General features: G+C 67.4%; 23 protein-coding genes. 9 read left to right on the top strand and 14 right to left on the bottom strand.

What is annotated here, in order from left to right:
- Nucleotides 1-58 precede the first annotated feature (58 nt).
- From QX124_RS02410 to QX124_RS02400, 3 genes are read right to left on the bottom strand one after another with little or no spacing between them, the layout of a single operon-like run.
- The gene (locus tag QX124_RS02410) at nt 59-373 is read right to left on the bottom strand and encodes a transcriptional regulator (RefSeq protein ID WP_315796076.1); all 315 of its coding nucleotides are present in this window, start codon (nt 371-373) and stop codon (nt 59-61) included.
- A gap of 4 nt (nt 374-377) precedes the next feature.
- Complete coding sequence (locus QX124_RS02405) at nt 378-926, bottom strand: hypothetical protein (RefSeq protein WP_315796074.1); 549 nt, start codon at nt 924-926, stop codon at nt 378-380.
- Between the two features lie 13 nt (nt 927-939).
- On the bottom strand, nt 940-1,926 hold the full coding sequence (locus tag QX124_RS02400; protein ID WP_315796072.1) for an alpha/beta hydrolase: 987 nt from the start codon (nt 1,924-1,926) through the stop codon (nt 940-942).
- 125 nt (nt 1,927-2,051) lie between these two features.
- Between QX124_RS02400 and xseA the strand changes: the two genes are divergently transcribed.
- On the top strand, nt 2,052-3,668 hold the full coding sequence (gene xseA / locus QX124_RS02395) for an exodeoxyribonuclease VII large subunit (RefSeq protein ID WP_315796070.1): 1,617 nt from the start codon (nt 2,052-2,054) through the stop codon (nt 3,666-3,668).
- 7 nt (nt 3,669-3,675) lie between these two features.
- Here xseA and QX124_RS02390 read toward each other — a convergent pair whose 3' ends face one another.
- Complete coding sequence (locus QX124_RS02390) at nt 3,676-4,506, bottom strand: dienelactone hydrolase family protein (RefSeq protein WP_315736571.1); 831 nt, start codon at nt 4,504-4,506, stop codon at nt 3,676-3,678.
- Between the two features lie 199 nt (nt 4,507-4,705).
- Here QX124_RS02390 and QX124_RS02385 point away from each other — a divergent pair, with 199 nt between their 5' ends.
- Nucleotides 4,706-4,933, top strand: coding sequence for a DUF2093 domain-containing protein (locus tag QX124_RS02385; protein WP_315736570.1), 228 nt, complete (start codon nt 4,706-4,708; stop codon nt 4,931-4,933).
- Here QX124_RS02385 and lpxK read toward each other — a convergent pair.
- Genes lpxK through QX124_RS02355 form a run of 6 tightly spaced genes read right to left on the bottom strand, consistent with a single transcriptional unit; the run spans nt 4,903 to nt 10,471 of the window.
- Nucleotides 4,903-5,928, bottom strand: a complete 1,026-nt coding sequence (lpxK, locus tag QX124_RS02380) for a tetraacyldisaccharide 4'-kinase (RefSeq protein WP_315796067.1) — start codon at nt 5,926-5,928, stop codon at nt 4,903-4,905. The two genes, QX124_RS02385 and lpxK, sit on opposite strands and share 31 nt — an antisense overlap.
- The gene (locus QX124_RS02375) at nt 5,921-7,228 is read right to left on the bottom strand and encodes a 3-deoxy-D-manno-octulosonic acid transferase (protein WP_315777963.1); all 1,308 of its coding nucleotides are present in this window, start codon (nt 7,226-7,228) and stop codon (nt 5,921-5,923) included. The genes lpxK and QX124_RS02375 overlap by 8 nt, the downstream gene beginning before the upstream one ends.
- The gene (locus QX124_RS02370; protein ID WP_315716682.1) at nt 7,221-7,961 is read right to left on the bottom strand and encodes a lysophospholipid acyltransferase family protein; all 741 of its coding nucleotides are present in this window, start codon (nt 7,959-7,961) and stop codon (nt 7,221-7,223) included. Before QX124_RS02370 ends, QX124_RS02375 begins: the two co-directional genes overlap by 8 nt.
- Nucleotides 7,962-7,978: 17 nt before the next feature.
- Entirely contained in the window at nt 7,979-8,218 is a 240-nt protein-coding gene (locus QX124_RS02365) for a DUF4170 domain-containing protein (RefSeq protein ID WP_009031572.1), read from the bottom strand.
- A gap of 59 nt (nt 8,219-8,277) precedes the next feature.
- A complete protein-coding gene (locus QX124_RS02360) occupies nt 8,278-9,024 on the bottom strand; it encodes a 3'(2'),5'-bisphosphate nucleotidase CysQ (RefSeq protein WP_315796609.1) in 747 nt (248 codons plus the stop codon).
- A 58-nt stretch (nt 9,025-9,082) separates the two neighbouring features.
- Nucleotides 9,083-10,471 (bottom strand): TldD/PmbA family protein, encoded by a 1,389-nt coding sequence (locus QX124_RS02355; protein WP_409997652.1) that lies wholly within the window; start codon nt 10,469-10,471, stop codon nt 9,083-9,085.
- Nucleotides 10,472-10,755: 284 nt separating this feature from the next.
- On the opposite strand from QX124_RS02355, the gene QX124_RS02350 reads away from it, so the two are divergent.
- Nucleotides 10,756-11,280 (top strand): DUF6101 family protein, encoded by a 525-nt coding sequence (locus QX124_RS02350; protein ID WP_315796063.1) that lies wholly within the window; start codon nt 10,756-10,758, stop codon nt 11,278-11,280.
- Here QX124_RS02350 and ubiA read toward each other — a convergent pair whose 3' ends face one another.
- The 3 genes from ubiA to QX124_RS02335 all read right to left on the bottom strand — a co-directional run bounded on the left by ubiA (nt 11,281) and on the right by QX124_RS02335 (nt 13,581).
- A complete protein-coding gene (gene ubiA, locus QX124_RS02345; protein WP_315796062.1) occupies nt 11,281-12,213 on the bottom strand; it encodes a 4-hydroxybenzoate octaprenyltransferase in 933 nt (310 codons plus the stop codon).
- A complete protein-coding gene (locus QX124_RS02340; RefSeq protein ID WP_315778006.1) occupies nt 12,210-12,863 on the bottom strand; it encodes a hypothetical protein in 654 nt (217 codons plus the stop codon). Before QX124_RS02340 ends, ubiA begins: the two co-directional genes overlap by 4 nt.
- A 283-nt stretch (nt 12,864-13,146) precedes the next feature.
- Complete coding sequence (locus QX124_RS02335) at nt 13,147-13,581, bottom strand: hypothetical protein (RefSeq protein WP_315796061.1); 435 nt, start codon at nt 13,579-13,581, stop codon at nt 13,147-13,149.
- A gap of 209 nt (nt 13,582-13,790) precedes the next feature.
- On the opposite strand from QX124_RS02335, the gene QX124_RS02330 reads away from it, so the two are divergent.
- The 6 genes from QX124_RS02330 (at nt 13,791) to QX124_RS02305 (ending at nt 19,772) form a co-directional block, all read left to right on the top strand.
- On the top strand, nt 13,791-14,543 hold the full coding sequence (locus QX124_RS02330) for a 16S rRNA (uracil(1498)-N(3))-methyltransferase (protein ID WP_315796060.1): 753 nt from the start codon (nt 13,791-13,793) through the stop codon (nt 14,541-14,543).
- 117 nt (nt 14,544-14,660) lie between these two features.
- A complete protein-coding gene (locus QX124_RS02325; RefSeq protein ID WP_315777957.1) occupies nt 14,661-15,821 on the top strand; it encodes an ATP phosphoribosyltransferase regulatory subunit in 1,161 nt (386 codons plus the stop codon).
- Nucleotides 15,818-16,795 carry an ATP phosphoribosyltransferase gene (gene hisG, locus QX124_RS02320; protein ID WP_315779061.1) on the top strand — a complete coding sequence of 326 codons (978 nt, stop codon included), beginning with the start codon at nt 15,818-15,820 and terminating at the stop codon, nt 16,793-16,795. Before QX124_RS02325 ends, hisG begins: the two co-directional genes overlap by 4 nt.
- 70 nt (nt 16,796-16,865) lie before the next feature.
- Nucleotides 16,866-17,909: a glycosyltransferase family 2 protein gene (locus QX124_RS02315; RefSeq protein ID WP_315736560.1), complete on the top strand. Its 1,044-nt coding sequence runs from the start codon at nt 16,866-16,868 to the stop codon at nt 17,907-17,909.
- On the top strand, nt 17,906-18,748 hold the full coding sequence (locus QX124_RS02310; RefSeq protein ID WP_315779063.1) for a ChbG/HpnK family deacetylase: 843 nt from the start codon (nt 17,906-17,908) through the stop codon (nt 18,746-18,748). The genes QX124_RS02315 and QX124_RS02310 overlap by 4 nt, the downstream gene beginning before the upstream one ends.
- A gap of 223 nt (nt 18,749-18,971) precedes the next feature.
- Nucleotides 18,972-19,772, top strand: a complete 801-nt coding sequence (locus tag QX124_RS02305) for a DUF2076 domain-containing protein (RefSeq protein WP_315796058.1) — start codon at nt 18,972-18,974, stop codon at nt 19,770-19,772.
- A gap of 88 nt (nt 19,773-19,860) precedes the next feature.
- Here QX124_RS02305 and QX124_RS02300 read toward each other — a convergent pair whose 3' ends face one another.
- The gene (locus tag QX124_RS02300; protein ID WP_315736557.1) at nt 19,861-20,652 is read right to left on the bottom strand and encodes a L,D-transpeptidase; all 792 of its coding nucleotides are present in this window, start codon (nt 20,650-20,652) and stop codon (nt 19,861-19,863) included.
- Nucleotides 20,653-20,788 lie beyond the last annotated feature (136 nt).

Raw genomic sequence — 20,788 nt, 5'->3', positions numbered from 1 at the left:
TCGCAGGGGTGGGCCAATTTGGACGCCCCAATTGCCCGGCCGTCGCTACAGAGTCAAATCATGGCTCGGACGGCTTGACGGCGGCGCCGGCGATGATCTCCTGCAGGCTGGCGACGTGGCGGGCGAACGCCGCCCGGCCGGCCGCGGTCGCCGTCACCGTGGTCTGCGGCTTCTTGCCGACGAAGGCCTTGTCCACGGCGGCGTAGCCGGCGCGCGCCAGCGTGTCGATATGGGCGCCGAGATTACCGTCGGTGGCGCCGGTCAGCTTCTTCAGCCGGACGAATTCCAGCCCGGCCCCGGCAGGCAGGGCATTCAGCGCCGCCATCATCTTCAGCCGCAGCGGCTGGTGGATGATCTCGTCGAGCTCCGCCAAACCGTCAGCTCCGCCGCATCCACAAGCCGCCGAGAACCAGGCCGCCGCCATTGACGAACGCCATCCACAACGGGAAAGCCGCGCCAATGAAGAGGTAGCCCACCAGGGTCAACGCGGTGACGCACAGGCCGAACACCGTGAAGGCCGCGCCGAACCACAATCCGGCGAGGCCGTAGAACAGCATGAAATAGACCGGCCAGAATGCGCCCATTTCACGCGGTCCGAAACGGCCGATCGCTTCGACGAAGAAGCCGAACGCAAAGAACATGACGAAGGCGAGCAGGGCCCGGAGATCGAAGCTGCGGACGCCGGAACGCGCCTTCTCCGTCGCGCCCAACGCCACCGACCCGGCCAGACCGAGGACATAGACCGAGAGCCAGGCCTTGTCGGCGTAATAAGGTGTGAGATAGGTCACGAGATTGCCGGCAAAGACGAGGACGCCCCAAAGGATCATCATCAGGCTCGACAGCCGATAGATCTGCGACTGCCGCACGCGCTTCGTGACATCCTCGATGTCGCTGAGCGCCCGCGCGGCTTCCAGGCTGTCGATCATGCGGCTTGAACCCCTAGCGCGTCGCCACGTCATCGGCGATCGCGCTCACCGCCTGCGGCGCCGACACGATCTCCATGTGATTGACGCCCGCGATCAGCTTCACGTCAACACCGGGCGCGACGGCCTGCACCGCGCCGGCATATTTGTCGGCGCGCATCAGCTCGTCGTCGGCGCCGGCGATGAGGGTCACCGGGTGCTTGGCCGCAGCGAGATCGGCCTTGTAGCCACGGGTCGCGAAATTGCGGAACAGCCGGTAGCTGTAGGTCGAGGCCACGAACTTCTCCGAGTTCGGCCTGACAGCAAAGGCCAGCGCGGGCAGCGCCTCGCAGCATCTCAGGCCGACGCGATCGAGCACGCCGAGCGCGAGGATGCGCGGAATGTCGGGACTGGCCCAACCGCCCGAGTTCTCCTGGTTGGTGGGCGCGTCATAGCCGAGATAGGGCGACAGCAGCACGGTGCGCGCGAACAGGTCCTGGGTCGGCGCGCTGGCCGCGCGCAGCGCGAAGCCGCCGCCGGCCGAATGGCCGAGCAGCACGATCGGCTGCGACGGCGCGGTCCTCCTGACCTCTGCGACGAGATCGGCCAAATCGTCCTCGAGCTGGCCGAGATAGCCGATGTCGCCGCGGGTGCCTGAGCCGCCATGGCCGCGGATGTCGGGCGCGAACGTGTCGATGCCCCGGGCGGCGAGCCCATCCGCCAGCGCATGCACGGCGACGCTCGAGCCGGAGGAGCCGTGCACGAGGATGGCAACCTTGCCGATCGGCGTCGCCCGCGCCGGATAGTGGCGGTAGGCGAGCTCCGTGCCGTCCCGGGCGCTGAAGCGCTGTAGGGCCGGCATGGTGCTCCGATCGACACGCCCGACGGTCTCCGAGATCGATTTCAGCTCGGGCGGGCGCACCAATGGCGTCGCGATCATCCCGCCCAGAAGAAGGGCAAGGGCCCCGGCGAGGCCGAAGCCCCAACCGATGAGCCGACGCACGATCTTGATGCTTGCCCGCATACCCCTCTCCATTTTCTATAGAGAACTCTGTAATACAGAGTTATCGAAAAGGCAACGGCTTGATTGGCGGCGGACGCGGAAAGCCCCTACCTTGGCAACTGCTCCCCGAACCGAATCAAACAGCGATGCCGCCTGCGGAAGCCTTGCCCAACGCGCCCGAATTCACCGTCACCGAGCTGTCCTCGGCGCTGAAGCGCACGGTCGAGGACCAGTTCGGCCATGTCCGGGTGCGCGGCGAGATCACCGGCTTTCGCGGGCCGCATTCCTCGGGGCATTGCTATTTCGCGCTCAAGGACGAGAGCGCCAAGATCGAGGCGGTGATCTGGAAGGGCGTGCATGGCCGCATGCGCTTCAAGCCCCAGGACGGGCTCGAGGTGATCGCCACCGGCAAGCTCACCACCTACCCGAATTCGTCGAAGTACCAGATCGTCATCGAGGCGCTGGAGCCGGCCGGGATCGGCGCGCTGATGGCGCTGATGGAGGAGCGCAAGCGGAAGCTCGGCGCCGAAGGACTATTCGACCCCGCACGCAAGCAACTGCTGCCGTGGCTGCCCGAGGTGATCGGCGTCGTCACCTCGCCGACCGGGGCAGTCATCCGCGACATCCTGCACCGGCTCGAGGACCGCTTTCCTCGCCGCGTGCTGGTCTGGCCCGTGAAGGTGCAGGGCGAAGGCTCGGCCGAGCAGGTTGCCGCCGCGATCCGCGGCTTCAACGATTTGCCGCAGGATGGCCCGATCCCGCGGCCCGACGTGCTGATCGTCGCGCGCGGCGGCGGCTCGCTGGAGGACCTGTGGTCGTTCAACGAGGAGATCGTGGTCCGCGCCGCGGCCGAGAGCATGATCCCCCTGATCTCGGCGGTCGGCCACGAGACCGACGTGACCTTGATCGATTTCGCCGCCGACAAACGTGCGCCGACGCCGACAGCAGCCGCGGAAATGGCGGTGCCGGTGCGCAGCGAGCTGATGCAGGAGGTCGCAAGCCTCGCGCGCCGTGTCAGCGTCTGCTGGCAGCGCGGCCAGGAGAGCCGCCGCAACGAGCTGCGCGCCGCCGCGCGCGCTTTGCCCGGCGCCGGCGATCTGCTCGCCATTCCCAGGCAGCGGCTGGATACGGCGGCCGCCAGCCTGCCGCGCGCGCTCAAGACCAACACGCATGTGCACTTTCGCCAGTTCGCAGCGGCGAGCGCCAAGCTCACTCTGCGCGTGCTGCACGCGCAGATCGCGCAATCGCGCCATCGCCTCATCGCTTCGTCCGAGCGGCTGTCGCTGTCGTCGCGCGGCCAACTGCACCGGCGGCGCGAGCGATTCGAGGCGCTCGACGCCCGCTTCAAGGCCTCGCGCCAGGCCTATGCGCAGGCCAAGCGCCAGGCCATCGGTCGCGAGCGCGACCGAACCGAACGTCTTGCCGAGCGGGCCCGGCGCGCGTTGCAGACTCAGCTCCAGCGCCTGACGGCTCGCGTGGGACAGAACGAAAAGCTCCTCACCGCGCTGTCCTATCGCAGCGTGCTGGCGCGTGGATTTGCACTGGTGCGCGACGAGGCCGGCCATCCGTTGCACCATGCCGCGAGCATCGGTCCGGGCGCCGCACTCTCGATCGAATTTGCGGACGGCAAGGTCGCGGCCACGGCGGGCGCGGACCGCCCGCTTCCAGCCGCGGCGCCAGCATCGCCAAAAGCCCCGCGTGAGGGCAAGCCTTCGGCGCCGAAGCGCACGCCCGATCCCGCCGATCAGGGCAGCCTGTTCTGAGTGGTCCTCAGCGCGCGAGCCAATCGGCCACGAGCTTCTGCGCATCGGCACGCGCCTCGGGATCCGAGCCGACATGGCCGCGCTCGGGCGCCCCGGCGTCCGACCCTGCGACTTGATGCAGCGGCAGGTTCACACGATCGAAATCGTGATAGGCGCCGGGATAGATGACGATGCGGGTCAGCGCGCTGCGGCCGCGCGCGCCATCGATCATCTGTCGGCACGCGGGCGGCGAATAGACGTCGTCCAGGCCGCCGATCAGCACCAATGTCGGTACGCGCGTGCTCCAGCCGAGGCCGGACGAGGCGCGGCAATCCGGATAGAACGCCACCGCGGAGCGGAAATCCGGCGAGACATGCTCGGGCAATTGCGGGCGCACCGCCCACAACAGCGCGCTCGCGCCGCTGGCCCAGCCAACGAGGCTGACACGGTCGGGCATCGCCCAGGCTTGCTCCGCCAGCCATTTCTGCGCGATCACGATGTCAGCGACACGCTCGCGCCGGCCGCTGATACGACGCTCCTTGACGCGGCATTGCGGGCCCAGTCCGCGCGAGCCGTAGCTGTCCGGCAGCAGGACGGCCTTGCCGTCCTTGACCAGTTCCTCGGCCCAGTCGCGATAGCGCGGCAGCACCGGCTCGGAGCGGCCGGAAAGCCCGCCGCAGCCGTGCAGCGCAACCACGACCGGAAATGGGCCGGCCCCCTTCGGCCGGTAGAGCTGGGCGCGCAGAACATAGCTTCCCGAGGGGATCTCGACCGCGACGGGCGCCGGCAATGGCTCAGCCAAGGCTGAAAACGCCGTGGCGCAGAGCATTGAGACGACGATGGCGACGAGGGAGCGCATCAAACCAGCCGGGCGGGACAAGCGGCGGATATTGAAACCTAGCTAGCACGGAGTTTCGAGCAGAAGCATCACAAATCAGTGGGTTTGCGCGGGGGACAGCGTCCCCCATCTATGCTAGGAAATCATCGAAATTCGGCCTGTCGTGTGCGCGTGGCGCCCGCGTAGGGGACTTCACGTCAAGGAATTGGAGATCGCGGACGTGCTCAACAAGTTTGGTCCCTCGGGCCAGGGCGAGGCGCAGGTGCAGTATCTGGATGGCGATTTCCGCGTGATCTCACCGGGAAGCTATGTGCGCTGCGCGGTCACCGATGTGCGGATCCCGCTGGACGAGCTGAAGTATTGGAGCGTCGATCTGCAGGAAGCCTACGCCCTGCCGAGCGCCGTGCTGCAGCGGCACTATCCGGGCGCATTGAAGGCCAGCGGCTGACCGTTCCGCTTCGCTGACAGCCGCTGCACAACCAGCGCGCGCAACGCGGCGAGATCGCCGAACTGCAGTGTCACCGGGAATGCCATGACATCGGGCGCGGCCTCGTGGCCGCGGAACCGCACGAGATCTTTTTCCGTGGTCACCAGGGCAAATCCATCACGCCTGGCTTCGTTGGCAAGGGCTACGACGTCGGCCGTCGTGAATGGGTGGTGATCCGGAAAGGCACGCTCCCGCCTGACGTCGAGACCGGCGCCGCGAAGGGTGCGGAAGAATCGGGCGGGATCGCCGATCCCGGCAAACGCCAACAGCGGCCTGCCCTGCAGCGCCGCGACGATCTGCGCATCGGGTTGCAACGCGGCTGAAAACACCGGCTTGCCGGCCGCCAACACATGTGAGGCGACCGCCTCGCTGGCTCGGCCGCTGCCGATCACGACCAACGCGTCGGTGCGCGCCAGCTGCGGTGGCAGCGGCGCGCGCAACGGGCCCGCGGGAAACACCTCGGAATTGCCGAGGCCGCGCGCACCGTCGATCACGATCAACGCGAGATCCTTGGTGATCGACGGATTCTGAAAGCCATCGTCCATCAGGATGACGGAGGCGCCCTGCGCCTTGACGAGACCGATGCCGTCGGCGCGGTTGCGCGCCACGACGACCGGCACCCGCGCCGCCATCATCAGCGGCTCGTCGCCGACATCGGCAGCCTCATGGACAGCTGGATCGACGACGACGGGCCCGTGCAGCCGGCCGCCATAGCCACGGCTCAGCACCACCGGCTGCTCGCCGAGGTCACGCAGCATATCGGTCAGCGCCAGCACGGTCGGCGTCTTGCCGGCTCCGCCGACATGGAAATTGCCCACGCAGATCACCGGCAGGCCGGCATCGATGCCGGCTTGCGCCATGCGGCGTGCGGCAACGGCGCCGTAGAGTGTCGAGAGCGGGAACAGCAGACGCGATTGCCAGGACGGCGGCCGATGCCAGAAGGCCGGCTCACGCATCGCCGGCTGCCCCCATTTCGAGCCTGACCTGCAATAGATACGGCTCCAGCGCCGACAGCGTCCGCTCCAGCGCGCCACCGAGCTGATCGACCACGCGCGTTCCTGCAGCAACCAGGCTGTTGCCGGCTGCGGGATCAGCGAGCAGCTGCCGGAGTTGGCGGATCAGCGCCTCCTGATCGTGGGCGAGCCTGGCTCCCCCGGCTTTGTCCAGCGACTCATAGACGTCGGTGAAGTTGAACACGTGGGGTCCGTGCACGATGGCCGCGCCGAGCTTGACGGCCTCGATCGGATTCTGGCCGCCATGCTCGACCAGCGACCCGCCCATGAACACGACCGGCGCCAGCCGGTAGAACAGGCCGAGCTCGCCCATCGTGTCGGCGACGTAGATGTCGGTGCCGGCGAGCGGCTGTTCCTCGCGCGAACGCAAGGCGCCCTGCAGGCCGGCGCTTGCGACGAGTTCGGCGACGGCCGGGCCACGATGCGGATGGCGCGGCACGATCACGGTGAGCAGCGACGGATAGGTAGCCGACAAGGCCTTGTGGGCCGCGATCAGGATCTCGTCCTCGCCGGGATGCGTGGAGGCGGCGACGACGACCGGACGGCCGCGCGTCATCGCCGTGAGCCGATCGAGCTTCGCCGGATCGGCGGGCGGCGCCGGTACGTCGAGCTTGAGATTGCCGGTGGTGATGACGGTGCGCGCGCCGAGCGCGGAGAACCGGTCGGCGTCCGCCTGCGACTGCGTCAGGAAGAGATCAAAGCGTCCCAGCAAAGCGGAGATGGTGCCGGACATGCGGCGCCAGCGCGGGAACGAGCGCGGCGACATGCGGCCGTTGATCACCACCATCGGCACCCGCCGCGAGGCGCCGGCGAGGATGAGATTCGGCCAGAGGTCCGACTCGATGAACAGCCCGAGCGAGGGACGCCAATGATCGAGAAAGCGCTCGACGAAGCGCGGCGTGTCATAGGGCACGTATTGGTGGATCACGTCGGGCGGGAAGCGCTTGGCCACGATGGCGGCCGACGTCACGGTGCCGGACGTGATGAGGATGCGGATGTTGAGCTCACGCAGCCGCTCGATCAGCGCCGCCGCCGCCAGCACCTCGCCGACGCTGGCACCGTGAATCCAAACCAGCGGACCCAGCGGGCGCGTGTCGTGGCTCAGGCCGCGCCGCTCGTCGGTCCGCTCGGGATCCTCCTTGCCATGCTTGAGCCGCTGTCTGATCAGTGCCGGCGCAAGCGGCACCGCCGCCGAGGACAACCCGCGGTAGACACGCAGGGCCATCGGCAGCGGCCTAGGCACTTGATGCTCCCGACGCGACCGGCGGAGGACAGGCCTCGGGACGGCCGACGATCTCATAGGCGCGGCGCATGCACTCGTTCAGCGTCGCCTCGAGGTCGAGACGCGCCTCTTCCATCATCGCGGCGTCAGCATCGCGCGGCACGTTGATTTCCTTGATTCCCACCAATGCGCCGCGGCCGAATGGCAAATTGATGGTGGTGCTGTCCCAGTTCTTCAGGCGGATGAAGCGGCTCGTGACCATTGCGAACGGCATGATCGGACGTCCTGATTCGCGCGCGAGCATGATGATGCCCAGCCCCGCAATCCGCGCACGCTTCGGCACATCGGCGGTCGATGCCACATTATAATTGTCTTCGAGCGCCCGCACCATCTCCTTGAACGCCCCCACCCCGCCTTTCCGGTGGAAGGAGGAGCCATGATCGCCGGAGCCGCGGATGGTTCCGATGCCGAGCCGCTCGGCGGCGATCGCGTTGAACTCGCCGTCGCGATGGCGGGAGATCAGCACCTTGGCGCGATAGCTCGGCTTGTTCTTGATGAAGGGTGTCAGCAGATGCTGGCCGTGCCAGAACGCGAAGATCGCCGGCATCTGCGGCTCGACGATGTCGTAGACCTCGGGCGGCTCATAGGTGAAGCGATTGGTCAGCCACACAAGGCGCAGGTACTCGGCCGCGAGGAACCCGACGGCGCGCTGGAACCAGCCGCTACGCAGCGTATTGCGGATCAGGTGTTTCAAGTCGCGAGCTTTGCGTCTTACTTCGCATCCTGACCGGGATCGAGCAGCCGGTGCAGGTGAACGATGAAATAGCGCATGTGGGCGTTGTCGACCGTCATCTGCGCCTTGGCGCGCCAGGCGGCGTGGGCCGCCGCGTAGTTCGGATAGACGCCAACGATATCGACCTTGTCGAGATCCTTGAATTCGTTCTTGTCGAGATTGATGAGCTCGCCGCCGATCACGAGGTGAAGGAGCTGCTGCGAGGCGCTATCTGTCATCGGTATTGTTTCCTAGTCAACGCCTTGCAGGCGACGTGGAGGGTGCGATCCAGGGGCGTTCAGTCCGGCGGTAACCTGCGATACTGCGCGACGATGTCGGCATGTCGGTCGCGGCCCGCTGCCACCAGCATCCCGTGCACCACCTCCGGACGATTATAGAGGATCGCCTCGCCGGACAACGCGGTCATTTTACCCCCCGCTTCCTGCACGATCAAATGAGCCGCCGCAAGATCCCAATCGCGGCTTTGCCCGCCTGCAAAAGCGGCATCGAGCCCGCCATGCGCGACACGGCACAGGCGCAGCGCCAATGATCCGATTCGCGGATGGAGTTCAATCCGCGCAGAACTCGGAGCCAACCGCTCAACCAACGGTTTTGGACCGGCCACCCGCGCGAAGTCGAGCACGCGTCCGGTCGAGGCCTGAACCGGCTCGTCGTTCAACGTGGTGCCGCTGCCGCGGGCGGCAAAGAAGAACTCCTCGCTGACCGGGACATGCACCGCGGCGAGTATCGGCGCGCCCTGCTCGACCAGCGCGACGCTCACGCACCAATCGTTGCGGCCGCCGAGATAGGACCGCGTGCCATCGATCGGATCGACGATCCAGACCCGCGACCGACCGAGTCTCGCCCGATCATCCGCGCTCTCTTCGGACAGCCAGCCGTAATCGGGCGTTGCCGATCGCAGCCTGAGCTCAAGCAGCGCATTGACCGCCATGTCGGCTTCGGAGACGGGCGACGACGCCCCCTTGGTCCATTTGCGCAACTCCGTTCCGAACATCGAACGTGCGAGCTCGCCGGCTTCGCGCACCGCCTCCTTCAGGAGCCTGGCGTCTGCCGCGAGGCTGGTCTCGTCCGGTTTCTCGATCTCACCGTCCGCCAAGCGTCAATCCTTCGATGCGCACCGTCGGCGCATTGACGCCATAGCGGAATTCCAGATCGCTGGCAGGCGTCATCGACTTGAAGATCTCGAACAGATGCCCGGCGATCGTCACCTCGCTCACGGCATAGCCGATCTCGCCATTCTCGATCCAGAAGCCGGAGGCACCTCGGCTGTAGTCACCGGTGACGCCGTTGACGCCCGAGCCGATCAGGTCCGTGACGTAGAAGCCCTGCTTGATGTCCGAGATCAGCTCCTTGGCTGTCACGACGCCGGCTTCGAGATGCAGATTGAACGGACCGGGCGAAGGCGACGACGACACGCCGCGATGGGCGTGGCCGGTCGTCACCATGCCGAGCTCGCGCGCGGTGCCCGAATCCAGCAGCCACGTCGTCAGCACGCCATCGTCGACCAGCGCGGTCTGCTTCACCTTCACGCCCTCGGCGTCGAACGGCTGCGACCGCAGCCCACGCTTGCGCAGCGGATCATCGATGATGCGGATGCCCTTGCCGAACAGTTGCGCGCCGAGCTTGTCCTTGAGGAAGCTGGTCTTGCGCGCGATCGAGGCGCCATTGATGGCGCCGACCAGATGTCCGACCAGCGAGCCGGACACGCGGGGATCGAACACGACCGGCACCTGGCACGTGGCAACCTTGCGCGGATTGGCGCGCGCCACCGCGCGTTCGCCAGCGCTGCGCCCGACGGCCGCGGGCGCCAGCAGGTCGGCGCCGTGCGGAGCCGCCGTGTAGTCGTAGTCGCGCTCCATCCCGGTGCCTTCGCCGGAAATGGCGGTCGTCGAGATGCTTTGGCTCGAGCGCAGATAGGCGCCGTGAAAACCGTCGCTCGTGACCAGCACCATGCCGCCGATGCCGGTCGAGGCCGACGCACCACCGGACTTCGTCACGCCCTTCACGCCGAGCGCGGCGGCCTCCGCCTCCTGGGCACGGCGCTCCAGCTCTGCGGTCGAGGGAATCTGCGGATCGAGCAGGTCGAGCTCGGGAATGTCGCGCGCCAGCAGCGCCGGATCGGCGAGGCCGACATATTGGTCGTCAGGCGCCACCCGCGCCATCGCCACGGCCCGCTCGGCCAGCCGCGCCACGCCGTCCCCGCTGACGTCGTTGGTCGACACCACGGCCTGGCGCTTGCCGACGAGAACGCGCAGGCCGACATCGTCGCCTTCCGAGCGCTCGGATTCCTCGACCCGCCCGTCACGGACCTCGACGCCTTGCGAGATGCCGCGCACCGCGATGGCGTCGGCGGCATCGGCGCCGGCCTTCCTCGCGGCTTCCACCAGCCGCTCGGCGAGCGTTCGCAGGGCGGACTGGTCGAGCAGATCTGATTGGGCGGATGTCGACGATGAGGCTGGGGAAGAGGTCACGAACACGATCCGATCGATGTCAGGTGGGCGGCGAAGACGGCTCAATCCAAAGGAAATGTGGCCTGTTCACGCCGACTTCAAGCAGGACGGCAGACGGCACATCGGATTGTCGGCAAATCGGCAAGGTCTCGTCAATCATGCGGGGCAAGCGCTTGTCAATCATGACGGTAGGAGGATCACGCGTGAGATCTGATTAACCAGGCTTGTTAAGCCGATACGGGCGATCCGCGTGGCAAGGTCACACGCATCGACCGGGAGCATAATCCCGGCGGGGAGACCAAGCCGTGAGGCGTCAAACAGCAACAGGCGGAAGCCATTCCGCTGGGTCGGGCCGCGCCCTGCGGCTCGACCCTCTTTCCCTGCCCGTCTCGTACAGCGCGCACGATACCCGTGCCGATGGCGGAATCCGGCAGATCGAATTGCACCGGGAGCGCGTGGTCCTGCGTCGTGCCGTCAGCGGCATGCGCATGGCCCTGAACCTCCGCGTCAGCGATTTCCTCGGCATCGGCGTGCGCGAGATCAACGACACACAGGTGATGCTGGTGCTCGTCCACCGCGACCCTTCCCTGACCATCCCGCTCTGCGTCAGCGACGACCAGAACGAGATCGTTGCTGCGTGGGCGATGTGGAGCGAGACCTTCGCGCTGCCCCAGTTGCAGGACACGCGCCGGGAGGCCACGCCGCGCCGCCGCCGCCGCAACGCGATCCGTTCGCGCCGCCCGCGCTTCCTGATGCGACGCCGTGTCGGCTACCAGCTCAATCCAGCCTCGATCCATCGCGGCGAGCGCGAGATCATCGCGCGCAGCTGATCAGGTTGCGCGCAGCACGGCATCGACCAACAGCCCTGCGAACAGCAGCAGTCCGGCATCGCGGTTCGACTTGAACACCCGCAGGCACAGCGCCGGATCGGCGATATCCAGACGCCGGATCTGCCAGCCGAGATGGGCGGCAAAGCACGCCAGCCCGAGCCACGCCGCGACATGCACGTGGGCGGTCGCGAACGCGGCCCCAATCAGGATGACGGCCAGACTGTAGAAGATGACCAGCGCCAGATGCGTGCGGTCGGCAAACAGGCGCGCGGTCGACTTGATGCCGATCAGCGCGTCATCCTCGGCGTCCTGATGCGCGTAGATCGTGTCGTAGGCGATCACCCACGAGATCGACCCGGCGTAGAGCAGCAGCGCGGTGGCATCGATGCGGCCGAACGCGACCGCAAATCCCATCAGCGCGCCCCACGAGAAGGCGAGACCCAGCACGACCTGCGGCCACCAGGTGATGCGCTTCATGAACGGATAGATCGCGACGATCAGCAGCGAGGCGATGCCGGTGGCGATCGCGAACCGGTTGAACTGCAGCAGCACCGCCAAGCCGATCAGGGCCTGCGCCACCAGGAAGGCGAGCGCCTGCTTGACGCCGACCTGGCCGGCGGGAATCGGTCGCGAACGTGTGCGCTCCACCTTGGCGTCGAGATCGCGGTCGGTGATGTCGTTCCAGGTGCAGCCGGCGCCACGCATGACGAACGCGCCGACGAAATAGAGCCCGATCCACGCCGGCAGCATGGATAGGTTCCCGGCGATCCCAGCAGCCAGAGCGGCCGACCACCAGCACGGCATCAGCAGCAGCCACGATCCGATCGGGCGATCGAAGCGGGCGAGACGCAGGTAGGGCCGGCTCCAGACCGGCGCCAGCGTATCGACCCAATTGCCGGTCGCGTCAGCAACGCGGACGGCCGTGTCGCTCATCGGGTGAGAACGTTGCCGGTCATGGTGTCGAAGGCGGATCCGCCCTTCTTGGTCGTGTTGGCCTCAGGCAACGCGGCCGACGAGCCCAGGACGTCGCTCAGGCTCGGAGCGGAGGGCCTTCCGGCCCCCGACTGCATCTGCGCCGCCACGGCACAGACCTTCTTTTCCAGCGCGTCGGTGTTCTTGTGACCGGCCTTCAGCTGATCGGCGATCTGCTGAGGAATGCCGCAGCTCGCCGAATGCGCCTCGACATATTTGATCATCTTCACTTCGGCCTTGCCGAAATTTGCGATCAGCTTGCAGGCCTCGTCAGGCGAGGCCTTGCGGTCGCTCGCGGCCTTGATCAGCTTGCCGCGACGCTCGGCTTCCTCGCGCAGCGGAATGAACTCCTTCATGCAGCTCTCCGGCGGGCCACCCTGCGGCGCGGCTCCCATCGGGGCCGGCTGGAAGCCACCACCGCCGCCGAACGCCGAGGCGCCTGGACTGGGGAACGGACTTGCCGGGGCTGCGGCTCGGGTCGGCGCCGCGCCGTTGATGGGCGGAAACGGCGAGTTGCTGGTCTGGGCCTGGCCAGGCATCGGCGCGGGAAAGGAGCTCTGCGCGAAGAGCTGCCCTGTGGAGAGCACCAGGGCGGCAATGGCGAGCGGCATGAAAGACTGGCGGACGATCAAGGCTGGTTCTCCGGTAAGACCAAGAATCCTCAACACTTCCGGATGAAAGCACGATCCGATCCGGGGCTTTTACGATTCTCGCCCGTCCAGCACAACCGCGGAGTTGATCACAGCCGCGGCGGAGGGACGCAGCCGGGTTCCAACCGGCGCGGAGGCCCAAAACGAGGCCCTTCCCGAACATCGGGGCCCAAAATCCGTTCACTCCGCGCCCTCGCCCACCTGGTCAGGCCGGAGTCGCCAGTTCGGCGGCCGGCGGGACGGTTCACGTCGCCGTGCAGACCTTGCGCATCACGGCCAGGGTGTTTTCGTGATTCGCCTTCAGCTGATCGGTGATCTTGGGCGGGATGCCGCAGAGTGAGGCATGGGCGACCGCGTAGTCGATCATCTTGGTCTGGGCGAGCTCGTAGTCGTGCACCAGCTGGCAAGCCTCGCCGGGCGCGAAACGCCGCTCGGTCGCCGCCTTGAGCAGCTTGGCCCGCCGGGCGGTCTCGTCCCGCAGCGGGGTGAACTCCTTCAGGCAGGTTTCGGGCGGGCGAAAGCCAGCCGCTGCGGCACCAGCCGCCGCGGCACCACCCGGCACCGCGGGAGCCGCTTGCTGGGGCGGAGCAGCGATCGCCTTGTCGTCGGCTCGGGACGGCCCGGCGACCGTCACCACGATGACCGCGGCAAGCGCCCAAGTCGAATGTCTCAAGATCAAGGCCGTTCTCCGCTTCAAGGCTCACGGAATCGTCGGATGTCCGTCCCCAAGGGACGACCGGCGGGATCGAACCGGTAAAATCTGTCGACAGCACGGCCGAAAGGCGCCATCGCCAATACCCGATACAACACCCCGTGACGGCTCCGCCGGCTTTGCGGCCGGCGCGTGGTCTGGTTAAGCAACATCCATCATCGGCACCGCTTCGCTCCATGCCCGCATACGACTTCACCGCTCCGCGCCTGTTCGTCGACGCACCCTTGCACGAGGGAGGCACGGTCGCGCTTGACCGCAATCAGGGCAACTATCTCGGCAACGTCCTGCGTCTCGGCACCGGCGATCACGTCCTGGTCTTCAACGGCCGCGACGGCGAATGGCGGGCCGTGATCGAGGGCCGCAAGCGGCCAGATGGCCTGACGATCCAGCAGCAGAGCCGGCCTCAGGATCACCTGCCGGACATCGCCTACGTCTTCGCACCGCTCAAGCACGCGCGGCTGGACTACATGGTGCAGAAGGCGGTCGAGATGGGCGCCTCGTGCCTGCAGCCGGTCATCACCCGTCACACCCAGGTGTCGCGCGTGAATGGCGAGCGCATGCGCGCCAACGTGGTCGAGGCCGCCGAACAATGCGGCATCCTCAGTCTCGCCGAAGTCAAGGACCCGGTGCCGCTGGAGCGCTTCCTCGCGCAGCGGCAACCTGAGCGGCTGCTGGTGTTCTGCGACGAGGCCGCCGAACTGGCCGATCCGCTGCAGGCACTGCGCGGCGGCAAGGACCCGGCCGGCATCGACCTGCTGATCGGACCGGAGGGCGGTTTTGCCGACGACGAGCGGGCGCTGCTGCTCCGCCAGCCGCACGTGATCAGGCTCGCGCTGGGCCCGCGCATCCTGCGCGCGGATACGGCCGGCGTTGCCGCCCTCGCCGTGATCCAGGCTACGCTCGGGGACTGGACCGGCCCCCGCGGTTAAGGCATCCGGCCAATTGTGGCTTGCCGCGGCCATTCGCAGTCGAAACCGTCAAACGGCCATGCTAAGGGGCAGCCGCGGCCTCCAGAGGCGCTCACTCCACTTTGGAACTCGATCGACATGACCGGACCCGCTCCAACCGGACCCGCCGCGTGGGCGGACATGCTGCTGCAATCCTTCGCCCAGGCCGGCTATGAGCGGGCCGAACCGGCGATCCTGCAGCCGGCCGAGCCATTTCTCGATCTCTCCGGGGAGGACATCCGCAAGAGCCTCTATCTGACCGGCGACGCCGCCGGCGAAGAGCTCTGCCTGCGCCCCGACCTGACCATTCCCGTCGCCCGTGACTACCTCGCCTCGGCCCGCGCCGGGCATCCGGCCGGCTTCAGCTATCTCGGTCCAGTATTTCGTTACCGCGAGGGCCGCCCGAGCGAGTTCCTGCAGGCCGGCATCGAGTCGTTCGGCCGTCAGGATCGGCCCGCCGCGGATGCCGAGATGCTGGCGCTGGCGATCGAGGCGACCGCCACCGCCGGCCTTGCCGCGGTGGATATCCGTACCGGCGACGTCGCGTTGTTCACGGCCTTGATCGACGCCCTCGATCTCTATCCGGTATGGCGGCGGCGGCTGATCAAGGACTTCAACCGCAAGCGCACCCTGGCGCAGGACCTCGAGCGGCTGGCGATCGCCTCGGTGGCCCCGCGCAACGAGTATGAAGGGGTGCTCGCCGCCTTGGCCGGCTCCGACCGCAAGGCGGCGCTCGCCCTGGTCACCGACCTGATGTCGATTGCCGGCGCAACCGCGGTCGGCGGCCGCACGGTGGCGGAGATCGCCGACCGCTTCCTCGAGCAGTCCACCCTCAAGAGCGGCGCGCTGCCGCGTGACGCGCTGGACCGTATCAAGCGCTTCCTCGCCATCAGCGGGAGCCCGACCGAGGCTGTCCAGCAGCTTCGCGCGCTCGCCGCCGACGCCAAGCTCGACATTTCAGCGGCGATCGACACGTTCGAGGCCCGCGCCGGCTTCATGGCCCAGCGCGGCATCGACATCACCAAGGTGCGCTTCGCCACGTCGTTCGGCCGCGGCCTCGACTACTACACCGGTTTCGAGTTCGAGCTGCATCATCCGGGCAATGGCGACGAGCCACTGGTCGCCGGCGGCCGTTATGACGGCCTGCTGAGCCAGCTTGGCGCCGCCGAGTCGATTCCGGCCGTCGGCTTCTCGATCTGGATCGAGCGCCTGGCCCAGAGCAGCGCCGTCGGCAAGTCCCCGCGCGGGAGAGCATCATGAGCGGCCCCCTCGTCCTCGCCGTTCCCTCCAAGGGGCGTCTGCAGGAGAATGCCGAGGCCTTCTTCGGCCGCGCCGGGCTGAACCTGTCCAAGCCCGGCGGCGCGCGCGACTATCGTGGCACCATCGCAGGTCTCGACAATGTCGAGATCGCCTATCTCTCTGCGAGTGAGATCGCCTCGCAACTGGCGCGCGGCACCGTGCATCTCGGCGTCACCGGCGAGGATCTTGTGCGCGAGAGCATCACCGATGCCGACAAGCGCGTGCTGCTGATCGATACGCTCGGCTTCGGCGGCGCCAACGTCGTCGTCGCCGTGCCGCAGGCCTGGATCGACGTCCGCACCATGGCCGATCTCGATGACGTCACCACCGGTTTTCGCGCCCAGCACAATCGCCGCATGCGCGTCGCCACCAAGTACATCAACCTGACGCGCGGCTTCTTCGCCGCCCATGGCATCGTCGATTACCGCATCGTCGAGAGCGCCGGCGCCACCGAGGGCGCGCCGGCGGTGGGCACCGCCGAGCTGATCGTCGACATCACCAGCACCGGCTCGACGCTCGCCGCCAACGGGCTGAAGGTGCTGGACGACGGCGTGATCCTGCGCAGCCAGGCCAATCTGGTCGCCTCCCGCGACGCCGACTGGTCGGAGGGGCCGCGCGAGAGCGCCCGGATCATTCTCGACCACATCCATGCCCGCGCCCGCGCCAGCAAATACCGCGAGGTCCGCACCCGCTTCAAAGGGTGCGACGCAGCAATGCTGACCGAGGCGCACAACCGCTTCGGCGTCGTGGCGCCGTTCGGCGGCCCGACCTCGTCCGGCATGCTCACCCTGCACTGCCCGCCGGCGCAGATCTACGCGCTCGGCAGCTTTCTGCGCGCGCATGGCGCCGAGACCGTCTCGGTCGCCTCGCTCGACTATGTGCTCGACCGCGAAAATCCGCTGTTTGCCCGCCTCGAGGCCTTCCTGCGATCATAAATCGCCGTTCATCGTAGCGACAGGCGAGCGCAGCTACCATATGTTGGTAGCAGAACGAGGACGCTGAGCAATGCTGGGAACTGACGTGTCGGATCTGACCACGACTGCGGCCGACGCCGCGTCGCAGGGATTGTCGATCGTTATCCCCGTCTACAACGAGGGCGCGGGACTGACGGCGCTGCACGAGCGGCTGAATAATCTCGCCCGTACGCTGCGCCAGCGCTTCGGTCTCGCCTGTGAGCTCGTCTATGTCGACGATGGCAGCCGCGACAATACGCTCGCGATTGCGCGCACCTTGCAGGCCGATGCGCTCGACATCCAGGTCGTCTCGCTGTCGCGCAATTTCGGCAAGGAGGCCGCGCTGATGGCCGGCCTCGATCATGCCCGGCGCGGCGCCGTGCTGTTCATGGACGGCGATGGCCAGCATCCGCCGGCCCTGGTCGAGCAGCTCGTCACGCACTGGATCAAGGACGGCTATGACGTCGTCTATACCGCCAAGGCGCATCGCGACAACGAGCCGTTCCTGCGCCGCGTCGCCGTGCACGGCTTCTACGCGCTCATCAACTGGGGCGCGCGGCAGAAGATCCCGGAGGATGCCGGCGACTTCCGGCTGCTCTCGCCGCGCGCGGTGGCGGCGCTGCGGCAATTGCCCGAGCGCAACCGCTTCTTCAAAGGACTCGCGAGCTGGATCGGCTTCCGCCAGATCCGCGTCGACTACGAGCCTGCCGCGCGTGCCCATGGCGTGACGGCCTTCAACCTGACCAGCCTGCTCGGCCTGTCGATCGAAGGCCTGACCTCGTTCTCGGTCGCCCCGCTGCGGTTCGCCAGTCTGCTCGGAATCCTGCTCGCCTCGGCGGCCTTTCTGTTCGGCCTCTCGATCCTGTGGGAGACTTTAGCTACCGGCAAGTCGGTGCCCGGCTATCCCTCGCTGATGGTCGGCCTGATGACGATCGGCGGCGTGCAGCTGATCATGATCGGCATCATGGGCGAGTATATCGGCAAGATCCTGTCCGAGCTAAAAGCGCGTCCGATCTACTTCGTCGCCGAGCACAGCGAGAAGCGTGCAGCGCTCGATGCGCGCAGCGACGGCGCCGAGAGGAACGCCGCCGAATGAGCGCGACGCCGCACCGGCGCATCTGGCTCTGCGCCGATGACTATGGCATCAGCCCCGGGGTTAACAGCGCCATCCGAGACCTGATCGCGCGCGGTCGGTTGAACGCAACCTCGGTGATGACCGTGGGCGCCGCGATCGGGCGCGACGAGGTGACGGAGCTGACCAAGGTCGCGTCCGACAGCCCGCGTTGCGCCATCGGCCTGCACGTCACGCTGACCGCGCCGTTCCGGCCCCTGACGATGCATTTCCGTCCCTCGGAAGGCGGCATGTTCCTGCCCTTCCCGAAGCTGCTGCGCGCCGGACTGACCCGCCGGCTCGATCCCGAGATGATCCGTGCCGAGGTCCTGGTTCAGCTTGCAGCGTTCGGCGATTTGTTCGGTCGCGCCCCCGATTTCGTCGACGGCCACCAGCATGCCCAGCTCTATCCGCAGGTGCGCGAGGGCTTTCTCGCCGCCGTCAAGGAAACTGCGCCCACGGCCTGGGTGCGCCAGGGCGGCCGCAATCTGCCCCTGATGCAGCGGCTGACGGCGCCGAAGGCGCTGCTGCTGGACGTGCTCAGCGCGCAATTCCGCCGTCAGGCCAGGCGGGCCGAGATCGCCTTCAATCCCGGCTTCGCGGGCGCCTACGACTTCACCAAGGCCTCCGACTTCGGAGCTTTGATGGATGGCTTCCTCGACGAGTTGCCCGAGCATGGACTGGTGATGTGCCACCCCGGTTTCGTCGATGACGTCCTCATCGAGCTCGATCCGCTGACGGTGCAGCGCGAGCATGAGCACGCCTATCTTGCCGGCGAGCATTTTCCGGGCCTGTTGGAGCGCCGCAAGGTGACGCTCGGCTGATGGATGTTTCGCGTGCCCCGGCGAACAAAACCCGGCGCGGCGGCGTTCGAAGTGGGAGGGAGGCAGGCATGCCGTCCGCCTTCGGCTTCCGAAACGCCTCGCAAGTGCAAAGACGCTTTGTCGCATACGGAAATTTAATCCGCGCCCCGGCTGGCCGGGCCACAAAGTCCCCCTAAATCTTGGCCGCGCTTGGCCGGAACAAGGCAAGCGGCAGGAGAACGACATGACACCGCAAGAACGCCAACTCATCGACGATCTGTTCGACCGGCTTGCCACGTTGGAGAGTGCACCGCGTGATCCGGAGGCTGCCGCCGCCATCGCCCAGGCGCTGCAGCGGGCTCCCAATGCCGTCTATGCGCTGGTGCAGACGGTGCTGGTGCAGGACGAGGCCCTGAAGCGCGCCAACGCCCGCATCGAGGAGCTGCAGCACGCCCAGGCCCCGCAGGGCCAGTCCGGCGGCTTCCTCGATTCGATGCGCGACAGCATCTTCGGCTCGGGCAGCCGCGGCTCGGTCCCCAACGTGCCGCCGCCGTCGCAGAGCCGCCCGGTCTGGAACAGCGGCCAGGCGATGCCCCCGGGCTACCAGGGCCAGCCCGGCTATCCCGGCCAGCCCAGCTCCTATGACCAGGGCGGCTTCGGCCAGCCGCGCGGCGGCATGTTCGGCGGTGGAGGCGGCTCGTTCCTCGGCACGGCGGCGGCCGCAGCGGCCGGCATGGTCGGCGGCTCGCTGCTGCTCGGCGGCATCCGCTCGATGATGGGCGGCGGATCGCATCAGGCGTTCGGTGACACCACGATCATCGAGGAGCGGGGCGGCGGTGCCAGCCCGTGGAGCGGCGACCAGTCCGGCGGCTCGCTGGCGCGCGACGCCGGTCTCGACGACATCGGCCGCCCGGGCGGCGAAGGCGGCCGGGCCGGCCTGTTCGACCAGGCGAGCCATGACGACAGCGGCAATGACAGCGACGCGGCCGACTTCGATGCCGATGACGGCTATGGCGACGACGACGGCGGCAGCGACTACGCGTGAAGCTCCCGGGTCGCAGCCAACTCAAGAATGCAAAGGCCGCCCCCACGGGCGGCCTTTTTCTGTTGCTGATGTCGCGCAGCGGCGGTCGTCAGAGCACGATGACCCGGGCACCGACGTTCACGCGGCCATAGAGGTCGATGACGTCCTCGTTGCGCATCCGGATACATCCTGACGAGACGTTGGTGCCGATCGTCCATGGCTCGTTCGAACCGTGGATCCGATACAGCGACGAGCCGAGATACATCGCGCGTGCGCCGAGCGGGTTCTGCGGTCCGCCCTCCATGTGCCGCGGCAGGTCGGGCCGGCGCGCGAGCATCTCCGGCGGCGGCGTCCAGTCCGGCCATTCGCGCTTGGCCGAGATCGTCTTCACGCCCGACCAGGTGAAGCCGGGGCGACCGACGCCGATGCCATAGCGGAGCGCCCTGCCCTCGCCCTGGACCAGATAGAGGAACTTGTTCGGCGTATCGATGACGATCGTGCCCGGCCGTTCTTTGCCGTCATAGTCAACGATCTGTTTCTCGTATTTCGGGTCGAGTGGCCGCTGCGTCTGCTCATAGGCCTCCTCATCCGGCAATCCCTGCTGCGGGACCATGCCCGGCGCCAGCCGCTGCGGCTCGTAGTAGGACGGCTGCTGCTGGTACATCGGCTGTCCCGGCGGAGGCGCGCCGCGGCCGCCTTGCGGATCCCCGAACAGGAATTCGATGAAGCCGCCGCCCATGCGCGAGCGTTCGACATAGGCGGTGCGCACCGGCGCGGACTGCTGCGGCGGGCCGCTATAGATCACGGTCGGCTGCTGAAATCCCTGGGCTGCGGCGCGGCCCAGACCTGCATGGAAAACGCATGCGCCGGCCAGCAGCGCTGCGGATACTGATTTGAACATCGACGTACTCTGTACTGTTTCGTCTGAAGACTGTTCATCGCGCGAGGCAAATGCGCCGCCGCGTATCGTCAATAAAGAGCAAAACCCGATCGCTTTGGTAAACGCGGGAGGCGCCGGGATTCACCATCGCTGCATA

Origin of the sequence: Bradyrhizobium sp. SZCCHNRI3043 (assembly GCF_032377735.1) — a bacterium.
Classification (GTDB): Bacteria; Pseudomonadota; Alphaproteobacteria; order Rhizobiales; family Xanthobacteraceae; genus Bradyrhizobium.
This window is presented reverse-complemented; position numbering and strand designations above follow the sequence as displayed.